The sequence below is a fragment of the Roseococcus suduntuyensis genome, assembly GCF_014196305.1.
GTDB lineage: Bacteria > Pseudomonadota > Alphaproteobacteria > Acetobacterales > Acetobacteraceae > Roseococcus > Roseococcus suduntuyensis.
Window position 1 is genome coordinate 66577 of the sequence record NZ_JACIDJ010000006.1, and the last position, 18422, is coordinate 84998.

General features: G+C 69.8%; 20 protein-coding genes and 1 tRNA gene. 16 read left to right on the plus strand and 5 right to left on the minus strand.

All coding sequences use genetic code 11. The features are described from left to right. Window positions 1-202: 202 nt before the first annotated feature. The 16 genes from ffh to GGQ83_RS15765 all read left to right on the plus strand — a co-directional run bounded on the left by ffh (window position 203) and on the right by GGQ83_RS15765 (window position 13524). Window positions 203-1573 carry a signal recognition particle protein gene (gene ffh / locus GGQ83_RS15690; RefSeq protein WP_184386046.1) on the plus strand — a complete coding sequence of 457 codons (1371 nt, stop codon included), beginning with the start codon at window positions 203-205 and terminating at the stop codon, window positions 1571-1573. A gap of 21 nt (window positions 1574-1594) precedes the next feature. Continuing rightward, window positions 1595-1930 (plus strand): 30S ribosomal protein S16, encoded by a 336-nt coding sequence (rpsP, locus tag GGQ83_RS15695; protein WP_184385707.1) that lies wholly within the window; start codon window positions 1595-1597, stop codon window positions 1928-1930. 26 nt (window positions 1931-1956) lie between these two features. Next, on the plus strand, window positions 1957-2463 hold the full coding sequence (gene rimM / locus GGQ83_RS15700) for a ribosome maturation factor RimM (RefSeq protein WP_184385709.1): 507 nt from the start codon (window positions 1957-1959) through the stop codon (window positions 2461-2463). After that, window positions 2460-3167 (plus strand): tRNA (guanosine(37)-N1)-methyltransferase TrmD, encoded by a 708-nt coding sequence (trmD, locus tag GGQ83_RS15705; protein ID WP_184385711.1) that lies wholly within the window; start codon window positions 2460-2462, stop codon window positions 3165-3167. Before rimM ends, trmD begins: the two co-directional genes overlap by 4 nt. 23 nt (window positions 3168-3190) lie before the next feature. Continuing rightward, complete coding sequence (gene rplS, locus GGQ83_RS15710) at window positions 3191-3595, plus strand: 50S ribosomal protein L19 (protein WP_184385713.1); 405 nt, start codon at window positions 3191-3193, stop codon at window positions 3593-3595. A 68-nt stretch (window positions 3596-3663) separates the two neighbouring features. Beyond that, window positions 3664-5094, plus strand: coding sequence for a 3-isopropylmalate dehydratase large subunit (gene leuC / locus GGQ83_RS15715; RefSeq protein ID WP_184385715.1), 1431 nt, complete (start codon window positions 3664-3666; stop codon window positions 5092-5094). A gap of 3 nt (window positions 5095-5097) precedes the next feature. After that, complete coding sequence (gene leuD, locus GGQ83_RS15720) at window positions 5098-5709, plus strand: 3-isopropylmalate dehydratase small subunit (RefSeq protein ID WP_184385716.1); 612 nt, start codon at window positions 5098-5100, stop codon at window positions 5707-5709. 81 nt (window positions 5710-5790) lie between these two features. Then, window positions 5791-6903: a 3-isopropylmalate dehydrogenase gene (leuB, locus tag GGQ83_RS15725; protein ID WP_184385718.1), complete on the plus strand. Its 1113-nt coding sequence runs from the start codon at window positions 5791-5793 to the stop codon at window positions 6901-6903. 92 nt (window positions 6904-6995) lie between these two features. After that, window positions 6996-7071 (plus strand) — tRNA-Arg (locus GGQ83_RS15730). 139 nt (window positions 7072-7210) lie between these two features. Beyond that, on the plus strand, window positions 7211-7675 hold the full coding sequence (locus GGQ83_RS15735; RefSeq protein WP_184385721.1) for an Rrf2 family transcriptional regulator: 465 nt from the start codon (window positions 7211-7213) through the stop codon (window positions 7673-7675). Beyond that, a complete protein-coding gene (locus GGQ83_RS15740) occupies window positions 7665-8369 on the plus strand; it encodes a class I SAM-dependent methyltransferase (protein WP_207018283.1) in 705 nt (234 codons plus the stop codon). Before GGQ83_RS15735 ends, GGQ83_RS15740 begins: the two co-directional genes overlap by 11 nt. Window positions 8370-8502: 133 nt before the next feature. Then, the gene (locus GGQ83_RS15745) at window positions 8503-9954 is read left to right on the plus strand and encodes an NAD(P)-binding domain-containing protein (protein ID WP_184385723.1); all 1452 of its coding nucleotides are present in this window, start codon (window positions 8503-8505) and stop codon (window positions 9952-9954) included. Next, on the plus strand, window positions 9954-10379 hold the full coding sequence (locus GGQ83_RS15750) for a carboxymuconolactone decarboxylase family protein (RefSeq protein WP_184385725.1): 426 nt from the start codon (window positions 9954-9956) through the stop codon (window positions 10377-10379). Before GGQ83_RS15745 ends, GGQ83_RS15750 begins: the two co-directional genes overlap by 1 nt. After that, window positions 10379-10972, plus strand: a complete 594-nt coding sequence (locus GGQ83_RS15755) for a peroxidase-related enzyme (protein ID WP_184385727.1) — start codon at window positions 10379-10381, stop codon at window positions 10970-10972. The genes GGQ83_RS15750 and GGQ83_RS15755 overlap by 1 nt, the downstream gene beginning before the upstream one ends. Further along, window positions 10969-12222, plus strand: a complete 1254-nt coding sequence (locus GGQ83_RS15760) for an aspartate aminotransferase family protein (RefSeq protein WP_184385729.1) — start codon at window positions 10969-10971, stop codon at window positions 12220-12222. Before GGQ83_RS15755 ends, GGQ83_RS15760 begins: the two co-directional genes overlap by 4 nt. A gap of 42 nt (window positions 12223-12264) precedes the next feature. Beyond that, the gene (locus tag GGQ83_RS15765) at window positions 12265-13524 is read left to right on the plus strand and encodes an FkbM family methyltransferase (RefSeq protein WP_184385731.1); all 1260 of its coding nucleotides are present in this window, start codon (window positions 12265-12267) and stop codon (window positions 13522-13524) included. Window positions 13525-13567: 43 nt separating this feature from the next. On the opposite strand, the gene GGQ83_RS15770 is transcribed toward GGQ83_RS15765, so the two are convergent. The 5 genes from GGQ83_RS15770 to GGQ83_RS15790 all read right to left on the minus strand — a co-directional run bounded on the left by GGQ83_RS15770 (window position 13568) and on the right by GGQ83_RS15790 (window position 18419). After that, entirely contained in the window at window positions 13568-14539 is a 972-nt protein-coding gene (locus GGQ83_RS15770) for a mandelate racemase/muconate lactonizing enzyme family protein (protein ID WP_184385732.1), read from the minus strand. Between the two features lie 92 nt (window positions 14540-14631). After that, complete coding sequence (locus tag GGQ83_RS15775) at window positions 14632-15618, minus strand: ABC transporter ATP-binding protein (RefSeq protein WP_184385734.1); 987 nt, start codon at window positions 15616-15618, stop codon at window positions 14632-14634. Beyond that, window positions 15615-16613 (minus strand): ABC transporter ATP-binding protein, encoded by a 999-nt coding sequence (locus GGQ83_RS15780; protein ID WP_184385736.1) that lies wholly within the window; start codon window positions 16611-16613, stop codon window positions 15615-15617. The genes GGQ83_RS15775 and GGQ83_RS15780 overlap by 4 nt, the downstream gene beginning before the upstream one ends. Beyond that, on the minus strand, window positions 16610-17500 hold the full coding sequence (locus tag GGQ83_RS15785; RefSeq protein WP_184385738.1) for an ABC transporter permease: 891 nt from the start codon (window positions 17498-17500) through the stop codon (window positions 16610-16612). Before GGQ83_RS15785 ends, GGQ83_RS15780 begins: the two co-directional genes overlap by 4 nt. 1 nt (window position 17501) lies before the next feature. Next, the gene (locus GGQ83_RS15790; protein ID WP_184385740.1) at window positions 17502-18419 is read right to left on the minus strand and encodes an ABC transporter permease; all 918 of its coding nucleotides are present in this window, start codon (window positions 18417-18419) and stop codon (window positions 17502-17504) included. Between the last annotated feature and the right edge of the window lie 3 nt (window positions 18420-18422).

Genomic DNA, 18422 nt, shown 5'->3' on the forward strand with positions numbered 1-18422 from the left:
TCCCGTCGCTTGGCTTGCCCCGTCGTTTAGCTTGCCCCGTCGTTTAGCTTGCCCCGTCGTTTAGCTTGCATTGACGCGGCACGGTCGGAAGAGTATCAGCCAACCTTGGCCTAAGGCCTTTTCCGGTCCCGCCCCATGCGGGATCACCGTCGCTCCGCGAGATTCGCGCAGCGGCGCATTTTCGTTTGGAGGCGTGTTCACCGTGTTCGAGGCGTTGGGTTCCAAGCTGCAGGGTGTGTTCGACCGCCTGCGCGGCCGTGGCGCCCTCTCCGAAGCCGATGTGAACGACGCTCTGCGCGAGGTGCGTGTGGCCCTGCTTGAGGCCGATGTCGCGCTTCCGGTCGTGAAGGACATCACCGCCAAGGTGCGTGAGCGCGCGGTGGGGCAGGAGGTGATCCGCTCCATCCAGCCCGGCCAGATGGTGGTCAAGATCGTCCATGACGCGCTGGTGGACGCGCTTGGCGGGAAGGACGCCGCCAAGGGCATTGATCTTGCGGCCGCGTCCCCGGTGCCCATCCTGATGGTGGGCCTGCAGGGTTCGGGCAAGACGACCACCTCGGGCAAGATCGCGCTGCGCCTGCGCGGCCGCGAGCGCAAGAAGGTGCTGCTGGCGAGCCTGGACGTGCACCGCCCGGCCGCGCAGCTCCAGCTGGAGACGTTGGCGCGCCAGGCCGAAGTCACCTCGCTGCCCATCATCGCCGGCCAGACGCCCTTGCAGATCGCGCAGCGGGCCATGGAGACGGCGCGCGGCGAACTCTATGACGTCGTTATCCTCGACACCGCGGGCCGGCTGGCCATCGACGACGCGCTGATGGACGAGGTGGCGGCCGTGAAAGCCGCCGTGAAGCCGCACGAGACCCTGCTGGTCGTGGACGCCATGACCGGCCAGGACGCGGTGAACACCGCCCGTGCCTTCAACGAGAAGGTGGGCGTCACCGGCATCGTGATGACGCGCGTGGATGGCGATGCGCGCGGTGGCGCCGCACTCTCCATGCGCGCCGTCACGGGTGCCCCCATCAAGCTGCTGGGTGCGGGCGAGAAGCTCGACGCGCTGGAGGATTTCCACCCCGACCGCATCGCCGGCCGCATCCTGGGCATGGGCGACATCGTCAGCCTGGTGGAGCGCGCGGCCGAGACCATTGACCAGGCCGAGGCCGAGAAGCTCGCGGCCCGGATGCAGAAGGGCCAGTTCTCGCTCGAGGACTATGCCTCCCAACTCAAGCAGATCGGCAAGATGGGCAGCCTGTCCGGCATGCTCGGCATGCTTCCGGGCATCGGCAAGCTGAAGTCGCAGCTCGAGGGCGCCAACCTCGACCAGACCATCCTGAAGAAGCAGGCGGCCATCATCTCGTCCATGACGGTGAAGGAACGCCGCAACCCCGACCTCATCAAGGCGTCGCGCAAGCGGCGCATCGCGGCCGGTTCGGGCTCCTCCGTGCAGGAGGTGAACCGGCTGCTCAAGCAATTCGAGGACATGCGCGACATGATGAAGCGCATGAACAAGATGGGCCAGAAGGGCTTGATGCGCGGCGGGCTCGCCGCGCTCATGCCCCAAGGCAAGCGTCCATTCTAGACCGACAGGAGAAGTGAGTTCATGGGCCTGAAGATCCGCCTCGCCCGCGCCGGCGCCAAGAAGCGCCCCTACTACCACATCGTGGTGGCCGACAGCCGCAGCCCGCGCGACGGCCGCTTCATCGAGAAGCTGGGCAGCTACAACCCCATGCTGCCGGCCGAGCATGCCGACCGCGTGCGCCTGCAGAACGAGAAGATCGCCGAGTGGGTGGGCAAGGGCGCCCTGCCGACCGAGCGCGTGGCGAAGTTCCTGGGCAAGGCCGGCATCATCCCCATGCCCGTCTACAAGGAGCAGCCCGTCCAGTCCGCGCCGAAGAAGAAGGCGCAGGAACGCGCCGCCGCCGCGGCGCGCGGCTGAGGCACCGGGGCGCATAGGGCGGTACCATGGGCGCGGGAATGATCCTGCTGGGCGAGATCGGGCGGCCGCACGGCGTGCGGGGCCTGGTGCGCGTCCGCAGCTTCGCCGCCGCGCCCGAGGGCCTCACCGCCTATGGCCCGCTGGTGGATCAGGCCGGCCGCCCCCTCGTGCTGACGCTGGTCGCCCCCGACCTCGCCCGCATCGACGGCATCACCGACCGCGACGCCGCCGCCCGCCTGACCGGCACCAAGCTCTACGTCCCGCGCGAGGCCCTGCCCCCGCCCGAGGAGGAGGAGTTCTACCTGGCCGACCTCCAGGGCATGGCCGCCTTCACCGAAGCGGGCGAAAGCCTGGGCGAGGTGCGCGCGGTCGAGGACCATGGCGGCGGGGCATTCCTGGTGCTGTCCGGCCCGCCCGAGCGCCTCATCCCCTTCACCCGCGCCGCGGTGCCGGTGGTGGATGTGGCGGCGCGGCGCCTCGTCATCGTCCCGCCCGCCGAAAGCGTGGTGGGACGGGAGGAGGATGCGGCATGAGCTTCCACGCGACCGCGCTCACCCTCTTCCCCGAGATGTTCCCGGGCCCGCTTGGCCTCTCCCTCGCGGGGCGTGCCCTGCGCGAGGGGATCTGGCGGCTCGACGCCCAGGACATCCGCGCCCAGGCGCACGATCGCCACCGCACGGTGGATGACACGCCCTTCGGCGGCGGCGCGGGAATGGTGATGCGGCCCGACGTGGTGGACGCGGCCATCGCGGCCGCCATGCCCGAAGGGGACACGCGCCCGCTGGTCTACCTGACCCCGCGCGGGCGCCTGCTCGACCAGGCGCTGGTGCGGGAGATCGCCTCGGGGCCTGGCGTGGTGCTGCTCTGTGGCCGCTATGAGGGCGTGGACCAGCGTGTGATCGAGGCGCGCGCCATGCGCGAAATCTCGCTCGGCGACTATGTGCTGAGCGGGGGCGAGATGGCGGCGCTGACCCTGCTCGATGCCTGCGTGCGGCTGCTGCCCGGGGTGATGGGCGGCGCCGAGAGCGCGCTGGAGGAAAGCCACTCCGCCGGCCTGCTGGAATACCCGCACTACACCCGGCCCGCCGAATGGCAGGGCCGCGCCGTGCCGCCCGTGCTGCTCTCCGGCCACCACGCCGAAGTGGCCCGCTGGCGGCGCGAACAAGCCGAGGCCGCGACGCGCGAGCGCCGGCCCGATCTCTGGAAACGGATTGCCGCCGGCGCCGCCGCGGCCTAGATGAATTGAGAAAGGACTGACCGATGAACCTGTTGCAGCAGTTCGACGCCGAGCAGAAGGCCAAGCTCGTCGCCGCCCGCCCCGTGCCCGAGTTCGACGCCGGTGACACGGTGCGCGTGATGGTGAAGGTGGTGGAGGGCGAGCGCGTCCGCACCCAGGCCTATGAGGGCGTGGTGATCGCGCGCTCGAACCGCGGCCTGCACAGCAACTTCACCGTGCGCAAGCTCTCCTACGGCGAGGGCGTGGAGCGCGTCTTCCCGCTGCATTCGCCCGCCATCGCCGAGATCACGGTGGTGCGGCGCGGCAAGGTGCGGCGCGCGAAGCTCTATTACCTGCGCGGCCGCACGGGCAAGTCGGCCCGCATCGCCGAGAAGCTGGGGCTGCGCGGCACCAAGGACACGCCGGCCACGCCCGCCGCCGAGGGCTGAGCCTTCCAGGGCCGCGCCGCAAGGCGCGGCCTTTTTTGACTGTGACCATCACTTCCGGGGGAAGCACCATGGCCGAGAACAGGCCCCGCACACTCTTCGACAAGATCTGGGCGCACCACGTCGTCGAGACGCTGCCCGATGGCACGGCACTTCTCTACATCGACCGCCACCTCGTCCATGAAGTGACCAGCCCCCAGGCCTTCGAGGGGTTGCGCGTGGCCGGCCGGCCGGTGCGCCGCCCGGATGCCACCATCGCCGTGGTGGACCACAACATCGCGACCGACAGCAGCCGCCGCACCGGCATCACCGACCCCGAGAGCCGGCTGCAGGTGGACACGCTGGAGAAGAACGTCGTCGAGTTCGGCGTGCCCTATATCCCGCTGCTCGATGCGCGGCAGGGCATCGTGCATGTCATCGGCCCGGAGCAGGGGCTTTCGCTGCCGGGCATGACCATCGTCTGCGGCGACAGCCACACCTCGACGCATGGCGCGATGGGCGCGCTGGCCTTCGGCATCGGCACCAGCGAGGTGGAGCATGTGCTGGCCACCCAGACGCTGCTGCAGAAGCCGGCCAAGAACATGCGCGTGACGGTGGATGGCAAGCTGCCCGTGGGCTGCACCGCCAAGGACATCGTGCTGGCCATCATCGGCAAGATCGGCACCGCCGGCGGCACGGGCCATGTCATCGAATTCGCGGGCGAGGCCATCCGCGCGCTCGACATGGCCGGGCGCATGACCGTCTGCAACATGTCCATCGAGGCGGGCGCCCGCGCCGGCATGGTCGCACCTGACCAGACCACCTTCGACTATGTGAAGGGCCGCCCCTACGCCCCCAAGGGCGAGGCCTTCGACCGCGCCGTCGCCTGGTGGTCCACCCTGCCGTCCGACCCGGACGCGGTGTTCGACAAGGAGGTGTTCCTGGACGCGGCCGAGATCGCGCCCATGGTCTCCTGGGGCACGAGCCCCGAGGATGTGGCGCCCATCACCGCCACCGTCCCCGACCCCGCCGAGGCGCCCAACGAGACGCGCCGCGCGCAGCTGGAACGCATGCTGCAATACATGGGCCTCACGCCCGGCCAGAAGCTGACGGAGCTGAAGGTGGACGTGGTCTTCATCGGCAGCTGCACCAACAGCCGCATCGAGGACATCCGCGTCGCCGCCGCCATCGCCAAGGGCCGCAAGGTGGCGGACGGCGTGCGGGCCATGGTGGTGCCGGGCTCCGGCCTCATCAAGCAGCAGGCCGAGGCGGAGGGGCTGGACCGCATCCTGACCGAGGCGGGCTTCGAGTGGCGTGAGGCCGGGTGCTCGATGTGCCTCGGCATGAACCCCGACAAGCTGACGCCGGGACAGCGCTGCGCCAGCACCTCCAACCGCAACTTCGAGGGGCGGCAGGGGCCGGGCGGGCGCACGCACCTCGTCTCGCCCGCCATGGCCACCGCCGCCGCCCTGGCCGGCCACCTGGCCGATGTGCGCGACTACCAGCCGCAGGGGAGCCACTGATCCATGAAGCCCTTCACGACGCTGACCGGGGTGGCGGCACCGCTGCCCAAGGCCAATGTGGACACGGACCAGATCATCCCCGCGCGCTTCCTCAAGACCATCGCGCGCACCGGTCTGGGCAAGAGCCTCTTCGCCAATTTCCGTTACGATGAGCAGGGGCAGGAAAACCCCGACTTCGTGCTGAACCAGGCGCCCTACCGGAACGCCGAGGTGCTGATCGCCTTCGAGAATTTCGGCTGCGGTTCCTCGCGTGAGCACGCGCCCTGGGCGCTGCTGGATTTCGGCATCCGCTGCGTCATCGCGCCGGACTTCGCGGACATCTTCCACAACAACAGCTTCAAGAACGGCATCCTGCCGGTGAAGCTGCCGCGCGAGATCTGCGCGGCGCTGATGGAGGACGCCAAGCTCGGCGGCAATGCGCGCATCACGGTGGACCTGGAGCGCCAGGTGGTGGTGCGCCCGAGCGGCGAGGAGATCCCCTTCGAGGTGGACCCCTTCCGCAAGCATTGCCTGCTGAACGGTTTGGACGACATCGGCCAGACCATGCAGCACAAGCCCGCCATCGATGATTTCGAGGCCCGCCAGCGCGCCGCCCAGCCCTGGCTCTACGCCTGAACACGGAGTTCGCCTGTCGCGTCCCTCACCGCCCGGCGTCAGGGTGGGTGTGGCGGCTGATGCCGGGCGGTGGAGAAAAATATGTCCGCGAACAAGAAGCTGCTCGTTCTGCCCGGTGACGGTATCGGCCCCGAGGTGATGCGCGAGGTGCGCCGCGTCATCGACTGGATGGAGCACCGCCGCGCCGCCCGCTTTAGCATTGATGAAGGCCTGGTGGGTGGTGCCGCCATCGACGCCACCGGCCAGCCCTGCCCGGATGCCACCCTCGAAGCCGCGCGCCAGGCCGATGCCGTGCTGTTCGGCAGCGTGGGCGGCCCGAAATGGGACAGCCTGCCCTTCGAGCAGCGGCCGGAACTCGGCATCCTGCGCCTGCGCAAGGAACTGGGCCTGTTCGCCAACCTCCGCCCCGCCGTGGTGCTGGACCCCTTGGTGGACGCATCCAGCCTCAAGCCCGATGTGGTGCGCGGCCTCGATATCATGATCGTGCGCGAGAGCACGGGCGGCATCTATTTCGGTGAGCCGCGCGGCATCCACAAGGACGCCGCCGGCAAGCGCGTGGGCATCGACACCGAGGTCTATTCCGAGGACGAGATCGCCCGCGTGGCGCGTGTGGCCTTCGACCTGGCCCGCCAGCGCCGCAACAAGGTGACCAGCACCGAGAAGGCCAACGTCATGCAGTCCGGCCGCCTCTGGCGCGCCGTGGTGAGCGAGGTCCACAAGGCCGAATATGCCGATGTGGAGCTGGAGCACATGTACGCCGACAACGCGGCCATGCAGCTGTGTTCGCGGCCCAAGCAGTTCGACGTGATCCTGGGCTCGAACCTGTTCGGCGATGTGCTGTCCGACCTCGCGGCGGCGCTGACGGGTTCGCTCGGCATGCTGCCCTCGGCGACGCTGGGGGCGGTGCAGCCCTCGGGCAAGCGGCATGCGCTGTACGAGCCCATCCATGGCTCGGCGCCGGACATCGCGGGGAAGGGGGTCGCGAATCCTTCGGCCCAGATCCTTTCCTTCGCCATGCTGCTGCGGATCTCCTTCGGCATGGAGGAGGATGCGAAGCTGATCGAGACGGCGGTGGAGAAGGTGCTGGGCGGCGGCCTTCGCACGGCCGACATCATGCAGCCCGGCATGGCCCGGGTCAGCACCAGCGTGATGGGCGAGAGCGTGGTGCGGGAGCTGGAGAAGCTCGCCAACTGAGGCGGCGCGAAACCCGGGCCTGATGCGCAGAAAGCGCAGGGCCCGGGGCTTGCGCTTCCGTACGAGGGACGGTAACTCCCCCGTCACGGCCAGCGCCCGTAGCTCAATGGATAGAGCATCAGACTACGGATCTGAGGGTTGGGAGTTCGAATCTTCCCGGGCGCGCCATTTCACACCGCTTCAAAGCATCGTTCGCACGTGCCGGTCGCGGTGTTGCAGCCATCCCTGACAATCATCAACGTTCCCTTCAGCGCCCCCTTTAGGCGGCGCATTGCTTTTTGCCTGATCATGTAATATCTCATATTACATGAGGCGCGATAGTCGACTTTCCGGCATGCTGCACGTCCTGCTGCACATGGCCGAACAGGAAGGCCCAACGACATCGGAGGTGCTGGCGAAGGCCATGCAGACCAATCCGGTGGTGATTCGCCGGATCATGTCGGGCCTGCGTGAGCGCGGCTATGTCCGGTCGGAGAAGGGGCACGGCGGTGGCTGGACCCTCGCTTGCGATCTCTCGCGACTGACCTTGCGCGATGTCCATGAAGCCTTGGGGGAGCCTGCGCTCCTGGCCATCGGGAATCGGACGGAAGCGCCCAGCTGCCTGGTGGAACAGGCGGTCAACGCCGCCTTGGGGCGCGCTTTCGAGGACGCCGAGGCGATGCTGCTGGAGCGGTTCGCATCGGTCACGCTGGCCCAGCTCCGCGCCGACCTCCGTGCCCGCCTGGCGACGCATCGGCACCCCTGCGATCTGGAGACGGTTCATGGCGCATGACGACATCACGATGCAGGCGCTGCTGGCGCCCTTCAACGCGCCTGAGCACGCAAGGCTATATGGCGAAGGAGTGTCGCGTTTCGTCCCTGGCATCGCCGACCTCCACCGCATGATGGCGATCCTGGTCGCGGAGCGGGCCCCCGAGAATGCGCGCATCCTGGTGCTCGGCGCGGGCGGTGGTCTCGAACTGCGGGCCATGGCGCAGGCGCACCCCCGCTGGACATTCGTGGGCGTGGATCCGGCGGGCGCCATGCTGGACGAGGCCCGGCGTGTGCTCGGTCCGGATGCGCCACGTGTCGCCCTCTGCGAAGGCTATATCGACGATGCGCCCGAGGGCCCGTTTGACGCGGCCACATGTCTTTTGACACTGCACTTCCTGGAAACCGGAGAACGCACGCGAACGCTCCGCGAGCTTCGCCGGCGTCTCACGCCCGGTGCGCCCCTCGTGGTGGCGCATTCCAGCTTTCCGCAGGACGGAGACGCGCGGGGCCTCTGGCTGTCCCGATATGCCGCTTTTGCCCTCGCATCAGGTGCCGATCCCAAGCAGGTCGAAAACGCGAGCAAATCGATCGACGCGCATCTGCCGATGCTGAGCCCCGAGCAGGACGAGGCCATTCTGCGCGACGCCGGCTTCTCGGACATCGCCCTCTTCTATGCGGCGTTCACCTGGCGTGGCTGGGTTTCCTACGCCTGAGCGGTGAGGGCCTCCGACCTATCCCCGGGCGATGGGCCACGCGCCTGACCGCATCCCGTTGCATGGACAGGGCAGGGGGGCGGTGACAGAGTGCCGGAATGCAGCAATGCCGCCCCTTGCCCGAGGACGCCGCATGAACCAGACCACCCGCTTGGCCAGTGGGGCGCTGGAGGCGCGGGTCCGCCGGGACCTCGAATTCCTGAACCTGCCGCCCCGCAACTGGGTGCCGCCGCGCGCCCGCCAGGGCGAGGCCGTGCTGGATGTGGTGGTGGTGGGTGCGGGCATGAACGGCATCGCGGCCGCGGGCGCCCTGATCCATCGCGGCATTTCCAACATCGCGGTGCTGGAGGCGCGGGAGCCGGGGCGCGAGGGCCCCTGGATGACGACGGCGCGCATGGATACGCTGCGCTCGCCCAAGACGCTGCCGGGGCCGTGCCTCGGCATCCCCTCGCTCACCTTCCGCGCCTGGCATGAGGACCGTTTCGGGCCGGAGGCCTGGGAGGCTCTGTACAAGATCCCCAACGCCATGTGGCAGGACTACCTCTCCTGGCTGCAGCGCGTGCTGGAATTGCCGGTCCGCCACGGCGTGCGCGTGACGGATGTCGCCCCCGAGGAAGGCCTGCTGCGCGTAACGGCGGAGACGCCGCAGGGGCCGCGGACGCTGCTGGCGCGGCATGTGGTGCTGGCCACCGGCCGCGCTGGGGCGGGGGGGCTGGTCTGGCCCGCCTTCGTGCCGCAGGAGCTGGTGCCGGACCTCGCCATCCAGGCCTGCGAGCCGCTGGATTTCGCGCCCCTTATGGGCAAGTCCCTGGCCGTGATCGGCGCCGGCGCCTCGGCCTGGGACAATGCGGCGACGGCGCTGGAACGCGGCGCGGCCTCGGCCACGCTCTATGTGCGCGCCAAGTCGCTGCCGCAGATCAACAAGGGCCGCGGCAGCACCGGTCCGCACTACTTCCACGGCTGGGACGCGCTGACGCCCGAGCAGCGCTGGGAGCTGATGGGCTACATGCTCGACGTGCGCTCGCCCCCGCCGCATGAGACGGTGCACCGCGCGCTGCGCCTGAAGGGCTTTTCCATCGTCTTCGGCGCGCCAACCCTGGGCGCGCGGCGCGAGGGCGCGCAGGTGGTGCTGTCGTTGGGCGGCGAGACCCCGCGCGAGGTGGCGCATGACTACCTGGTGGTCGCCACCGGCTATCGCGTGGACCTGGACCATGTGCCGGAACTGGCCCGCTTCGCGCCGCATGCCCGACGCTTCGGCGACGTGATCCCGGATGCCGCCACGCGGCCCGACCTCGCGGCCTTCCCCTTCCTGGGCACGGGCTTCGAACTGCTGCCGCGCGGCGCCGGCGCGCCGTCCGAACTGGGCCGCATCCACCTCATGAACCATGGCGCCATCGCCTCGCTGGGCGCCATCTCCAGCGACATCCCGGGCGTCATGGTGGCGGGTGATCGCGTGGCCCAATCTATCCTGCGCGCGCTGATGCGCGCGGAATGGCCCGCGATCCGCGAGGCGCTTCAGGCATTTGACGAACCCGAGCTGGAGAGCACACCCTTCTATGTGCCGCGAGGAATGGAACCGAAGTGATGCGTGACCTGCTGGACGAACTCGCCGGCATCCAGCCCGGCAGCCGCCTCGATGGGCTGCGCGCGCTGCGCCCCGATGTGCGTGCCGCCGTGGCGGGCAGCGAGGCCGCGATCTTCGAAGGTGAAAGCGGCCTGACCACGGAAGAGCGCCACGCCGTCGCCCAGGCCGTGGCCGAGTGGAATGACGAACCCGCCCTGGCCGCGCACCACGCCGCCCGTGCCGCGGCCTCGCCCCGCCTGCCCGCCCTCCTGGCCCATGCCGAGATGCTGACGAAGCGTCCCGACCAGGCCACGCCCGCCGCGGTCCAGGCGCTGGCCGAAGCGGGCCTTGCGCCGCGTGACGTGGTGATGCTGTCGCAGCTTGTGGCGCATATGAACTTCATGGCCCGGATGCTGGCCACCTTCCGCCTGCTGGAGCGCGCCTGATGCCGTCCACCCATGATTTCGGCTTCCCCATGCAAAGCCTGGACTGGGCGTCCTGGGTGCCCGTCCTCGATCTCGACCGCGCCACGCCGAACGAGATCAAGGTGCTGGAGGAAAGCCACCCCAAGGCCAAGGAAAACCCCTACTACCTGCTGCTGGTGCAGGAGGCCGAGGTGCTGCGCCAGCGCTCCAAGCTGTTCAACACCATCATGTATGGCCCGCGCGGCGCCTCGCGCGCCGAGCGCGAGCTGGCCGCGACCGCCGAATCGCGCCTGAACGGCTGCCCCTACTGCGCCTCGGTCCATGCGCTGCGCTACGTGCAGATGAAGGGCGACCCCGACCTCATGGCGCGGCTGATGGAGCAGGGCGTGGACACGCCCATGGAGCCCCGCCCCCGAGCCATCGTGGACTTCGCGGTGAAGCTGGCCGCCACGCCCTCCGCCGCCACCGAGGCCGACATCGCCCGCCTGCGCGAACAGGGACTGGAGGATGCGCAGATCCTGGACATCGCCATGTCGGTCGCGATGTTCGCCAATGCCAACCGCCTGATGCAGACGCTGGGCGAGGCCGTGATGCCGCAGGACGCCGCGCCATGAACGAACTGGTCCAGCTGGCCCACCGCGTCCTGCCCGGCGGGCATTTCGGCAACATGGCCTCCGACATCGCTCTGGTGCGGGGCGAGGGCGGGCATGTCTGGGACAGCGAGGGCCGCGAATACATCGACTACCTGCTGGGCTCGGGCCCCATGTTCATCGGCCATGCCCACCCCGAGGTGACGGCGGCGGTGCTGGCGCAGATCCCCCTCGGCACCACCTTCTTCGCGAACAACCCGGCCGGCATCGAACTCGCCGCCGCGATCGTGGACGCGATGCCCTGCGCCGAGCAGCTGCGCTTCCTGGCCTCCGGCACCGAGGCCGACATGTACGCCATGCGCGTGGTCCGCGCCTTCCGCCGCCGCGAGAAGATCCTGAAGTTCGAGGGCGGCTACCACGGCATGAGCGACCACGCGCTGATGTCGCTGGCACCCCGGCGCCCCGGCAACTTCCCCCACCCCATCCCCGACAGCGCCGGCATCCCGGCCCGTGTCCAGGATGAGGTGCTGGTCGCCCCCTTCAACGACGCGGACGCCGCCGTGGCGCTGATCGAGGCGCATCACGACGAGTTGGCGGGCGTGATCCTGGAGCCCTTCCAGCGCCTGATCCCGCCTGTGCCAGGTTTCCTGCAGGCCATCCGCGACGTGACCGCCCGCCTCGGCATCCCGCTGATTTTCGACGAGGTCGTCTGCGGCTTCCGCTTCGGCTACAGCGGCGCGCAGGGCCACTACGGCGTGACGCCCGATCTCTGCACGCTGGGCAAGATCATCGGCGGGGGCTTCCCGCTGGCGGCCCTCTGCGGCCGCGCCGACATCATGGCGCATTTCGACCGCGCGAAGGTGGGCGAGGAAGGGTTCCTGATGCAGGTGGGCACCCTCTCCGGCAACCCGGTGGCCGCGGTGGCGGGGCTTGCCACCCTGGCCGTGCTGCGCCGCCCCGGTGCCTATGACGATGTCTTCGCGCGCGGGCGCCGCATGATGGCGGGCCTCACCGAGGCACTGCGCCGCCACGGCGTGACGGGCCAGGTGGTGGGCGAGCCCGTGCTTTTCGACGTGGTCTACGCCGCGGGCGAAATCCGCAACCACCGCGACACGCTGCGCGCCGATGGCGCCGTGCAGGCCGCGGTGAACCGCCATCTGCGCGCGGGCGGCATCATGAAGGGCGACAGCAAGTACTATCTCTCCACCGCGCATACTGATGCCGATGTGGACCGCACCCTGTCGCTCTTCGACGAGGCGCTGGGGGCGCTGTGACGCGCGCTTGACCAGGCCCGCCGCGCCAGGGATACGGGTTGCATGAACGCCGCCAGCCAGACCCCCGTGGCGCAGACCGACATGGTGGCCGCCGTGCGCTGGGCTTACCGGCTGGTGCTCGGCCGTGACCCGGAAAGCGACAAGGTCATCGCCAATTGGGCCTCCCTGCACGACCCCCAGGCCGTGCTGCGCCACCTGGCGCGCTCGGGCGAGGCGGCGGAGGTCGCGGCCACGAACCGCCCGCTGATCGGCACCTGGCCTGATGCGCCGCTCGATGCCGAGGCCATTCGCGCCACCGGCCTTCTGCTGCATGGGACACTGCCGGCGCCGGAGGAGGTGGAGGCCACCCTCCAGCTCTGCCCGACCGGTACGGCGCTGCGCGAGGCCTTCCTCGAGAGCGCCGCCTATGCCGCCGCGCGCGACGGACGCGAGGCGCCTGTGCCGGTCGAGGCCGCGCCCCAGCCATTGCCGCCGCATGGCGAGGCGGAGGTGACGCTGGACGGGCGCCGCCTGCGTATCCGTGGTCAGGAGGAAGACGCCTATTGGTGTGCCCTGCGGCATGGTGTGGTGGAAAGCTCCGTCACCTCGCTGCTGCGCGTCACTCGGGCCCATCTGGCCGGGGGCGGGCAGGGGGCGGTGCTGATGGATGTGGGCGCCAATATCGGCCTCGCTTCGCTGGCCATGGCGCAGGCCGCACCCGGCCATGCGGTGCTGCTGGCCATCGAGCCCAACGCCGCCAATGCCGGTCATCTCCGCCACAACCTTGCGGCGAACGGCCTGCCCCGCGCCCGGGTGGAGGAGATGGCGCTGGGCGCGCGTGGCGGCGAGGCGGAGTTCATGGCCGATGCCCGCAACTCCGCGACCGGCCACCTGGTCGCGCATGAGGCTGCCGCCGCCGGCGCCGGGCGCACGGTCCGGCGCGTTCCGGTGCAGCGGCTGGACCGGCTGCTGGCGGACCATGGCTGCGAGCGGCTGGACGTGCTGAAGGTGGATGTGGAGGGCGGCGAGGACGAGGTGCTGGCCGGTGCCGGAGACCTGCTGGCGCGCTACCGGACCCTGGTGCACATCGAGTTCAACCTCTGGACCATCATGGCCATGGCCGGCGCCAATCCGCGCCGCGTGCTGGAGAACTGGGCCGCCGCCTTCCCCCACATCGTGGGTTTCGGCGATGACGGCAATCCCGCGCCGCTGAAGGACAATGCGCTGCTGATGTGGTTCCTCTACGTCACCACCACGAAGCGGGGCGGCATGGGCGACCTCGTGCTCTGCCACGACCTGGAGTGGCTGAAGCGCTGGAGGTAGCCTCCGGTCGGCTTCGGGGAAATCACCGAGATTCCGCGCCGTCTCAGCGGAAGGCGAAGCCGATGCCCGGGCGCTCGGGCAGGCGCATGACGCCGCCCTCGGCGACCAGATCCTCCGCCAGCATGGCGCGCAGCGAGGCCTGGGCGCCGTGCATCTCCAGCCAGCCGCCCGCGCCATGCGCCGCCAGCGCCGCCGCATTGGCGATGTCCCAGCCGCCCGCATGGGCCACGGGCACGCCATGCGCCTCGGCCAGCGCGAGCACCCGAAGCAGCCCGGTGATGCCGCCGCAGAAGGCCGCGTTGGGCTGCACCCAGTCGAGCGCCCCGCGCGAGAGTGCCTCCCGAAACCAGGCCAGCGAGTGCATCATCTGCCCCGCGCCCAGCGGCACGCGGACGCTGCGGCGCAGTTCCACCAGCCCCTCGATGTCGTTGTCGCGCAGCGGTTCCTCGAACCAGGCGATGTCGCATTCCTCGACCATGAGGGCGAGGCGCTTCGCATCGCCCAGATGCATCCCGCAATTGGCGTCCAGGATGAGGCGCGCATCGGGCCCGATGGCCGCGCGCACGGCTCGCACCCGCGCCGCGTCCTCGGCCACGGAACGCCCGCCGGCGGCGACCAGCATCTTCACGCCGACATAGCCGCCCGTGGTGGCATCGCGGCAGACCTGCACGAGCTGTTCCGTGCTGTAGCCCGGCAGGCCCACCGTGGCGTAGCAGGGCACCTCCGTCCGCGCGCCGCCCAGCAGCCGCCACAGTGGCTCACCCAGTGCGCGCGCCCGCAAATCCCACAGCGCCATGTCGAGGGCGGAGATGGCGGCCGTCAGCACCGTGCCCAGGCCGCGCGGGTTGAAGCGCGCGGAGAGCATGGGCCCCATGGCCTCGATGCGCCGCGCATCCTGCCCGGCCAGCGCCTCGGCGATGCCGGTGTTGAGAAGCTCCGCCACCTGCGGTGCCAGGAAGCGGCCCGTGACGCCCTGGCCGACCAGCCCGTCCTCGCCCTCCACGCGGCAGAGCACGAAAGAAGGTGCGTCGAGCGCGGCATAGCCGCGCGCGGCCGTGCCGAGCTTGGCGAGCTGCCGGATCTCGGCCGTGATGCTTCTGATCTTTATCAGGCGGGCGCCATGGCGGCGTCACGCTCGGCCGCGTGGCAGGCGGCGCGCGAGGCCCCCTGGTGGTGGCGCAGTTGCGGGGCCTCCGTCTTGCAGCGGTCGAAGACCAGCGGGCAGCGCGGGTGGAAGGCGCAGCCGGGGGGCGGTGAGAGCGGGTCCGGGAAGACGCTGCCGAGCCTCGTGTCGGGCAAGCCCAGGCGCGGGTCGGGCGTCAGCACCGAGGCGAGCAGCCCACGGCTGTAGGGGTGCTGGGCCCGGACCATGACCTCGGCGGTCGGGCCCTCCTCCACCACGCGGCCCAGATACATGACCGCCACGCGGGTCGCGAGCATCTGCACGACGGCCAGGTTGTGGCTGATGAAGAGCGAGGTCAGCCCCAGCCGCGATTGCAGATCCATCAGCAGGTTCAGGATTTGCGCCTGCACCGAGACGTCGAGTGCCGAGGTCGGCTCGTCGCAGATGAGAAGCTGCGGCTTCAGGATCAGCGCGCGGGCGATGGCGACACGCTGCCGCTGCCCGCCCGAGAGCTGCGAGGGATAGGCCGCGGCGTGGCGGGGGGCGAGGCCCACCATGGCCAGCATCTCCTCGACGCGCGTCGCGCGTTCGGGGCCAGTTCCCTCGCCATGCACCGCCAGCGGCAGGCCCACGATGGAGGCAATGGTCTTGCGCGGGTTCAGCGAGGAATAGGGGTCCTGGAAGACCGGCTGCACCAGCCGCGCGCGTTCCAGGCGCCCAAGCTGCGCGATGGGGCGGCCATCAATCAGCACCTCGCCCTCGGTGGGGGTTTCGAGCCCCAGCACCATCTTGGCGAGCGTGCTCTTGCCGCAGCCGCTCTCACCCACCAGGCCCAGCACCTGGCCGCGCGGCACGGAAAGCGAAACGCCCCCCACCGCCATCAGCGGCCGCTTGGCGGCGAACATGCCGCGGCCCACGGAATAGCGCTTCACCACGTTCCGAAGTTCGAGGATGGGCTGTTGGTCGCTCATGCCGGGTTCTCCAGCAGGGAGGGCACGGCGGAGGGCAGGATGCAGCGCCAGGCATGGCCCTCCGCGCCAGTGACGACGGGCACGGGGCGGGCGCAGGGTTCGGTCGCGAAGGCGCAGCGGTCACGGAAGGCGCAGCCCTCGATGCCACCCACCAGGCTGGGCACCAGGCCCGGGATGGTGCCGAGCGGCACGCCAGGCCTGCTGCGCGCGGGGATGGGGATGCAGTCGATCAGGCCGCGGGTGTAGGGGTGGCGCGGCTCGTCGAAGACGGTAACGGTAGGGCCGCTTTCCACCACCTCGCCCGCATACATGACCGCCACGCGGTGCGCCACGCGGGCCACGATGCCGAGGTCGTGCGTCACGAGCAGCAGGCCCATGCCGAATTCCCGCTGGAGTTCCGCCAGCAGGTGCAGGATTTCCGCCTGGATGGTGACGTCGAGCGCCGTCGTGGGCTCATCGGCCAGGATCAGGTCGGGGCCGCACATCAGCGCCATCGCGATCATCACGCGCTGGCGCAGGCCGCCCGAGAGTTCATGCGGGTATTGCCCGAGGCGGCGGCCGGCGGCGGCGATGCCCACGCGCTCCAGCAGGAAGACCGCGCGGTCGGTGGCCTCGCGCCGGTTGCCCTTGCCGTGGCGCAGGAAGGGCTCGGTCAGCTGGTCGCCGATGGTCCAGGCCGGGTTCAGGCTGGTCATCGGCTCCTGGAAGATCATCGCCATGCGGTTGCCGCGCAGTTCGCGCAGGCGGCGCGGCGTGACCGTCAGCAGATCCTCGCCCGCGAAGCGCATATGCGCGGCGGTGCGCCGCGCCGAACCGGGCAGCAACCCCATGACAGCGAGCGAGGTGAGCGACTTGCCGCAGCCGCTCTCCCCCACCACGCACAGCGTCTCGCCACGCGCCACCGTCAGCGTCACATCGCGCACCGCGTGCAGGATGCCGTCCGTCACGGGGATCTGCACCGCAAGCTGCTTCACATCGAGGACGGGGGTGGTCATGAGCGGCCCTCCGGTGCCGTGACGTCACGGATGCCGTCGCCCAGCATGTTGATGGCCAGCACCAGCACGCAGATGGCGAGGCCCGGCAGGAGGATCACCCAGGGGTCGAAGAGCATGACCTCCTTCGCCTCCGCCACCATCAGCCCCCAGGAGGGCAAGGGCGGCTGCACGCCGAGGCCGAGGAAGGAGAGTGCCGCCTCCAGAAGGATGGCCTGCGCCATCTCGTAGCTGGCCACGACCACCAGCGCGGGGATGAGGTTGGGCAGGATTTCGCCCACCAGGATGCGCGGCGTGGAACAGCCCACCGCCTGCGCGGCTGCCACGTATTCGAGGTTCCGCAACTGCATGGTCGCACTTCGCATGACCACGGCGAAGCGGTCCCACAGCAGCAGGCCCAGCACCAGCACCACCACCTGCAATGAGCCGCCCGCCACGGCCACGACGGCCAGTGCCACCATCACCACCGGCAACGAAAGGCGCGTGGTGATGAGGAAGGACACCACCGTGTCCACGCGCCCGCCAAAATAGCCGGCCGCCACGCCCAGCACCGTGCCGATGACGCCCGAGACCAGCATGGTCAGCAGGCCGATCAGCAGCGAGATGCGCGCGCCATAGATCAGGCGGGAGAGGTAGTCGCGGCCGAGGTTGTCCGTGCCCAGCAGGTAGCGCGGGTCGGCCATCTCGGCGTCGATGAAGGCGGGCGGGATCAGCCGGTCATCCAGCGTCTGCAAATAGGGATCATAGGGCGCGATGAAGGGCGCGAAGATCGCCATCAAGGTGATGAGGCCGAGCACGGTCCCGGCCAGGATCAGCCCGGAATTGCCCAGGATGCGGCCGCGCTTCTTGCGCAGCTTCATGGGGGGCGGCGTTGCGGTGATGTCGCTCATGTCAGCCCCTGCGGATACGCGGATCGAGCCAGGCGTTCAGGATGTCGGCCAGCAGGGTGAGCGCCACGTAGAACAGCGCCACCAGCAGCAGGATGCCCTGGACCACCGGGAAGTCGCGGCGGGAGATCGCCTCCCAGGCGAGATAGCCGATGCCCTGCAGCGCGAAGACCGTCTCGATGATAACCGAACCCGAGAGCATGTTGCCGAACTGCACGGAGCACAGCGCCACCACCGGGATGATGGCGTTGCGCAGCGCGTGCTTCAGCACCACGACGCGCGCCGGCAGCCCCTTGGCGCGGGCGGTGCGGATGTAGTCGGACGTCATCACCTCCACCATGCCGCCGCGCGTGAGGCGCATCAGCACCGGGGCGGAGAACCAGCCCAGCGTGATGGCCGGCATGACGAAGTGCAGCCAGGTGTCCGAGCCCGAGATGGGCAGCCAGCCGAGTGTGAGGCCGAAGAAGAAGATCATCAGCAGGCCGAACCAGAAATTCGGCATGGCCTGCCCGATGACCGCGACGCCCAGCGCGCCGCGATCCACCCAGGTGTTGCGCTTGAGGGCCGCGATGATGCCGAGCGGCAGCGAGATCAGCAGCGCGATGACGAGGCCCGCGCCCGCCAGCGACAACGTCACCGGCAGGCGCGACATGATGAGATTGGCGACGCTCTCCGGATAGAAGAGCGAACGCCCGAGATCACCCCGCACCGCCCGCCACAGCCATTCCGCGTATTGGACGATGATCGGGCGGTTCAGGCCGTATTGCTCGCGGATGCGTTCGACATCCGCGGGGCTTGCATCCTCTCCGGCGAGGGAGATGGCCAGGTCGCCGGAGATGCGCAGCAGCATGAAGGCGATGGCGGAAACGGCGACGCCGACCACCAGCGCCAGCAGCAGCCGGCGTAGGGTGAAACGCAGCACCGA

Bases quoted from the DNA above. Each gene is read 5' to 3' on its own strand.
- rpsP (WP_184385707.1), top strand. From the start codon at position 1,595: ATGGGCCTGAAGATCCGCCTCGCCCGCGCCGGCGCCAAGAAGCGCCCC.
- rimM (WP_184385709.1), top strand. From the start codon at position 1,957: ATGGGCGCGGGAATGATCCTGCTGGGCGAGATCGGGCGGCCGCACGGC.
- trmD (WP_184385711.1), top strand. From the start codon at position 2,460: ATGAGCTTCCACGCGACCGCGCTCACCCTCTTCCCCGAGATGTTCCCG.
- rplS (WP_184385713.1), top strand. From the start codon at position 3,191: ATGAACCTGTTGCAGCAGTTCGACGCCGAGCAGAAGGCCAAGCTCGTC.
- leuC (WP_184385715.1), top strand. From the start codon at position 3,664: ATGGCCGAGAACAGGCCCCGCACACTCTTCGACAAGATCTGGGCGCAC.
- leuD (WP_184385716.1), top strand. From the start codon at position 5,098: ATGAAGCCCTTCACGACGCTGACCGGGGTGGCGGCACCGCTGCCCAAG.
- leuB (WP_184385718.1), top strand. From the start codon at position 5,791: ATGTCCGCGAACAAGAAGCTGCTCGTTCTGCCCGGTGACGGTATCGGC.
- GGQ83_RS15735 (WP_184385721.1), top strand. From the start codon at position 7,211: ATGAGGCGCGATAGTCGACTTTCCGGCATGCTGCACGTCCTGCTGCAC.
- GGQ83_RS15740 (WP_207018283.1), top strand. From the start codon at position 7,665: ATGGCGCATGACGACATCACGATGCAGGCGCTGCTGGCGCCCTTCAAC.
- GGQ83_RS15745 (WP_184385723.1), top strand. From the start codon at position 8,503: ATGAACCAGACCACCCGCTTGGCCAGTGGGGCGCTGGAGGCGCGGGTC.
- GGQ83_RS15750 (WP_184385725.1), top strand. From the start codon at position 9,954: ATGCGTGACCTGCTGGACGAACTCGCCGGCATCCAGCCCGGCAGCCGC.
- GGQ83_RS15755 (WP_184385727.1), top strand. From the start codon at position 10,379: ATGCCGTCCACCCATGATTTCGGCTTCCCCATGCAAAGCCTGGACTGG.
- GGQ83_RS15760 (WP_184385729.1), top strand. From the start codon at position 10,969: ATGAACGAACTGGTCCAGCTGGCCCACCGCGTCCTGCCCGGCGGGCAT.
- GGQ83_RS15765 (WP_184385731.1), top strand. From the start codon at position 12,265: ATGAACGCCGCCAGCCAGACCCCCGTGGCGCAGACCGACATGGTGGCC.
- GGQ83_RS15775 (WP_184385734.1), bottom strand. From the start codon at position 15,618: ATGAGCGACCAACAGCCCATCCTCGAACTTCGGAACGTGGTGAAGCGC.
- GGQ83_RS15780 (WP_184385736.1), bottom strand. From the start codon at position 16,613: ATGACCACCCCCGTCCTCGATGTGAAGCAGCTTGCGGTGCAGATCCCC.
- GGQ83_RS15785 (WP_184385738.1), bottom strand. From the start codon at position 17,500: ATGAGCGACATCACCGCAACGCCGCCCCCCATGAAGCTGCGCAAGAAG.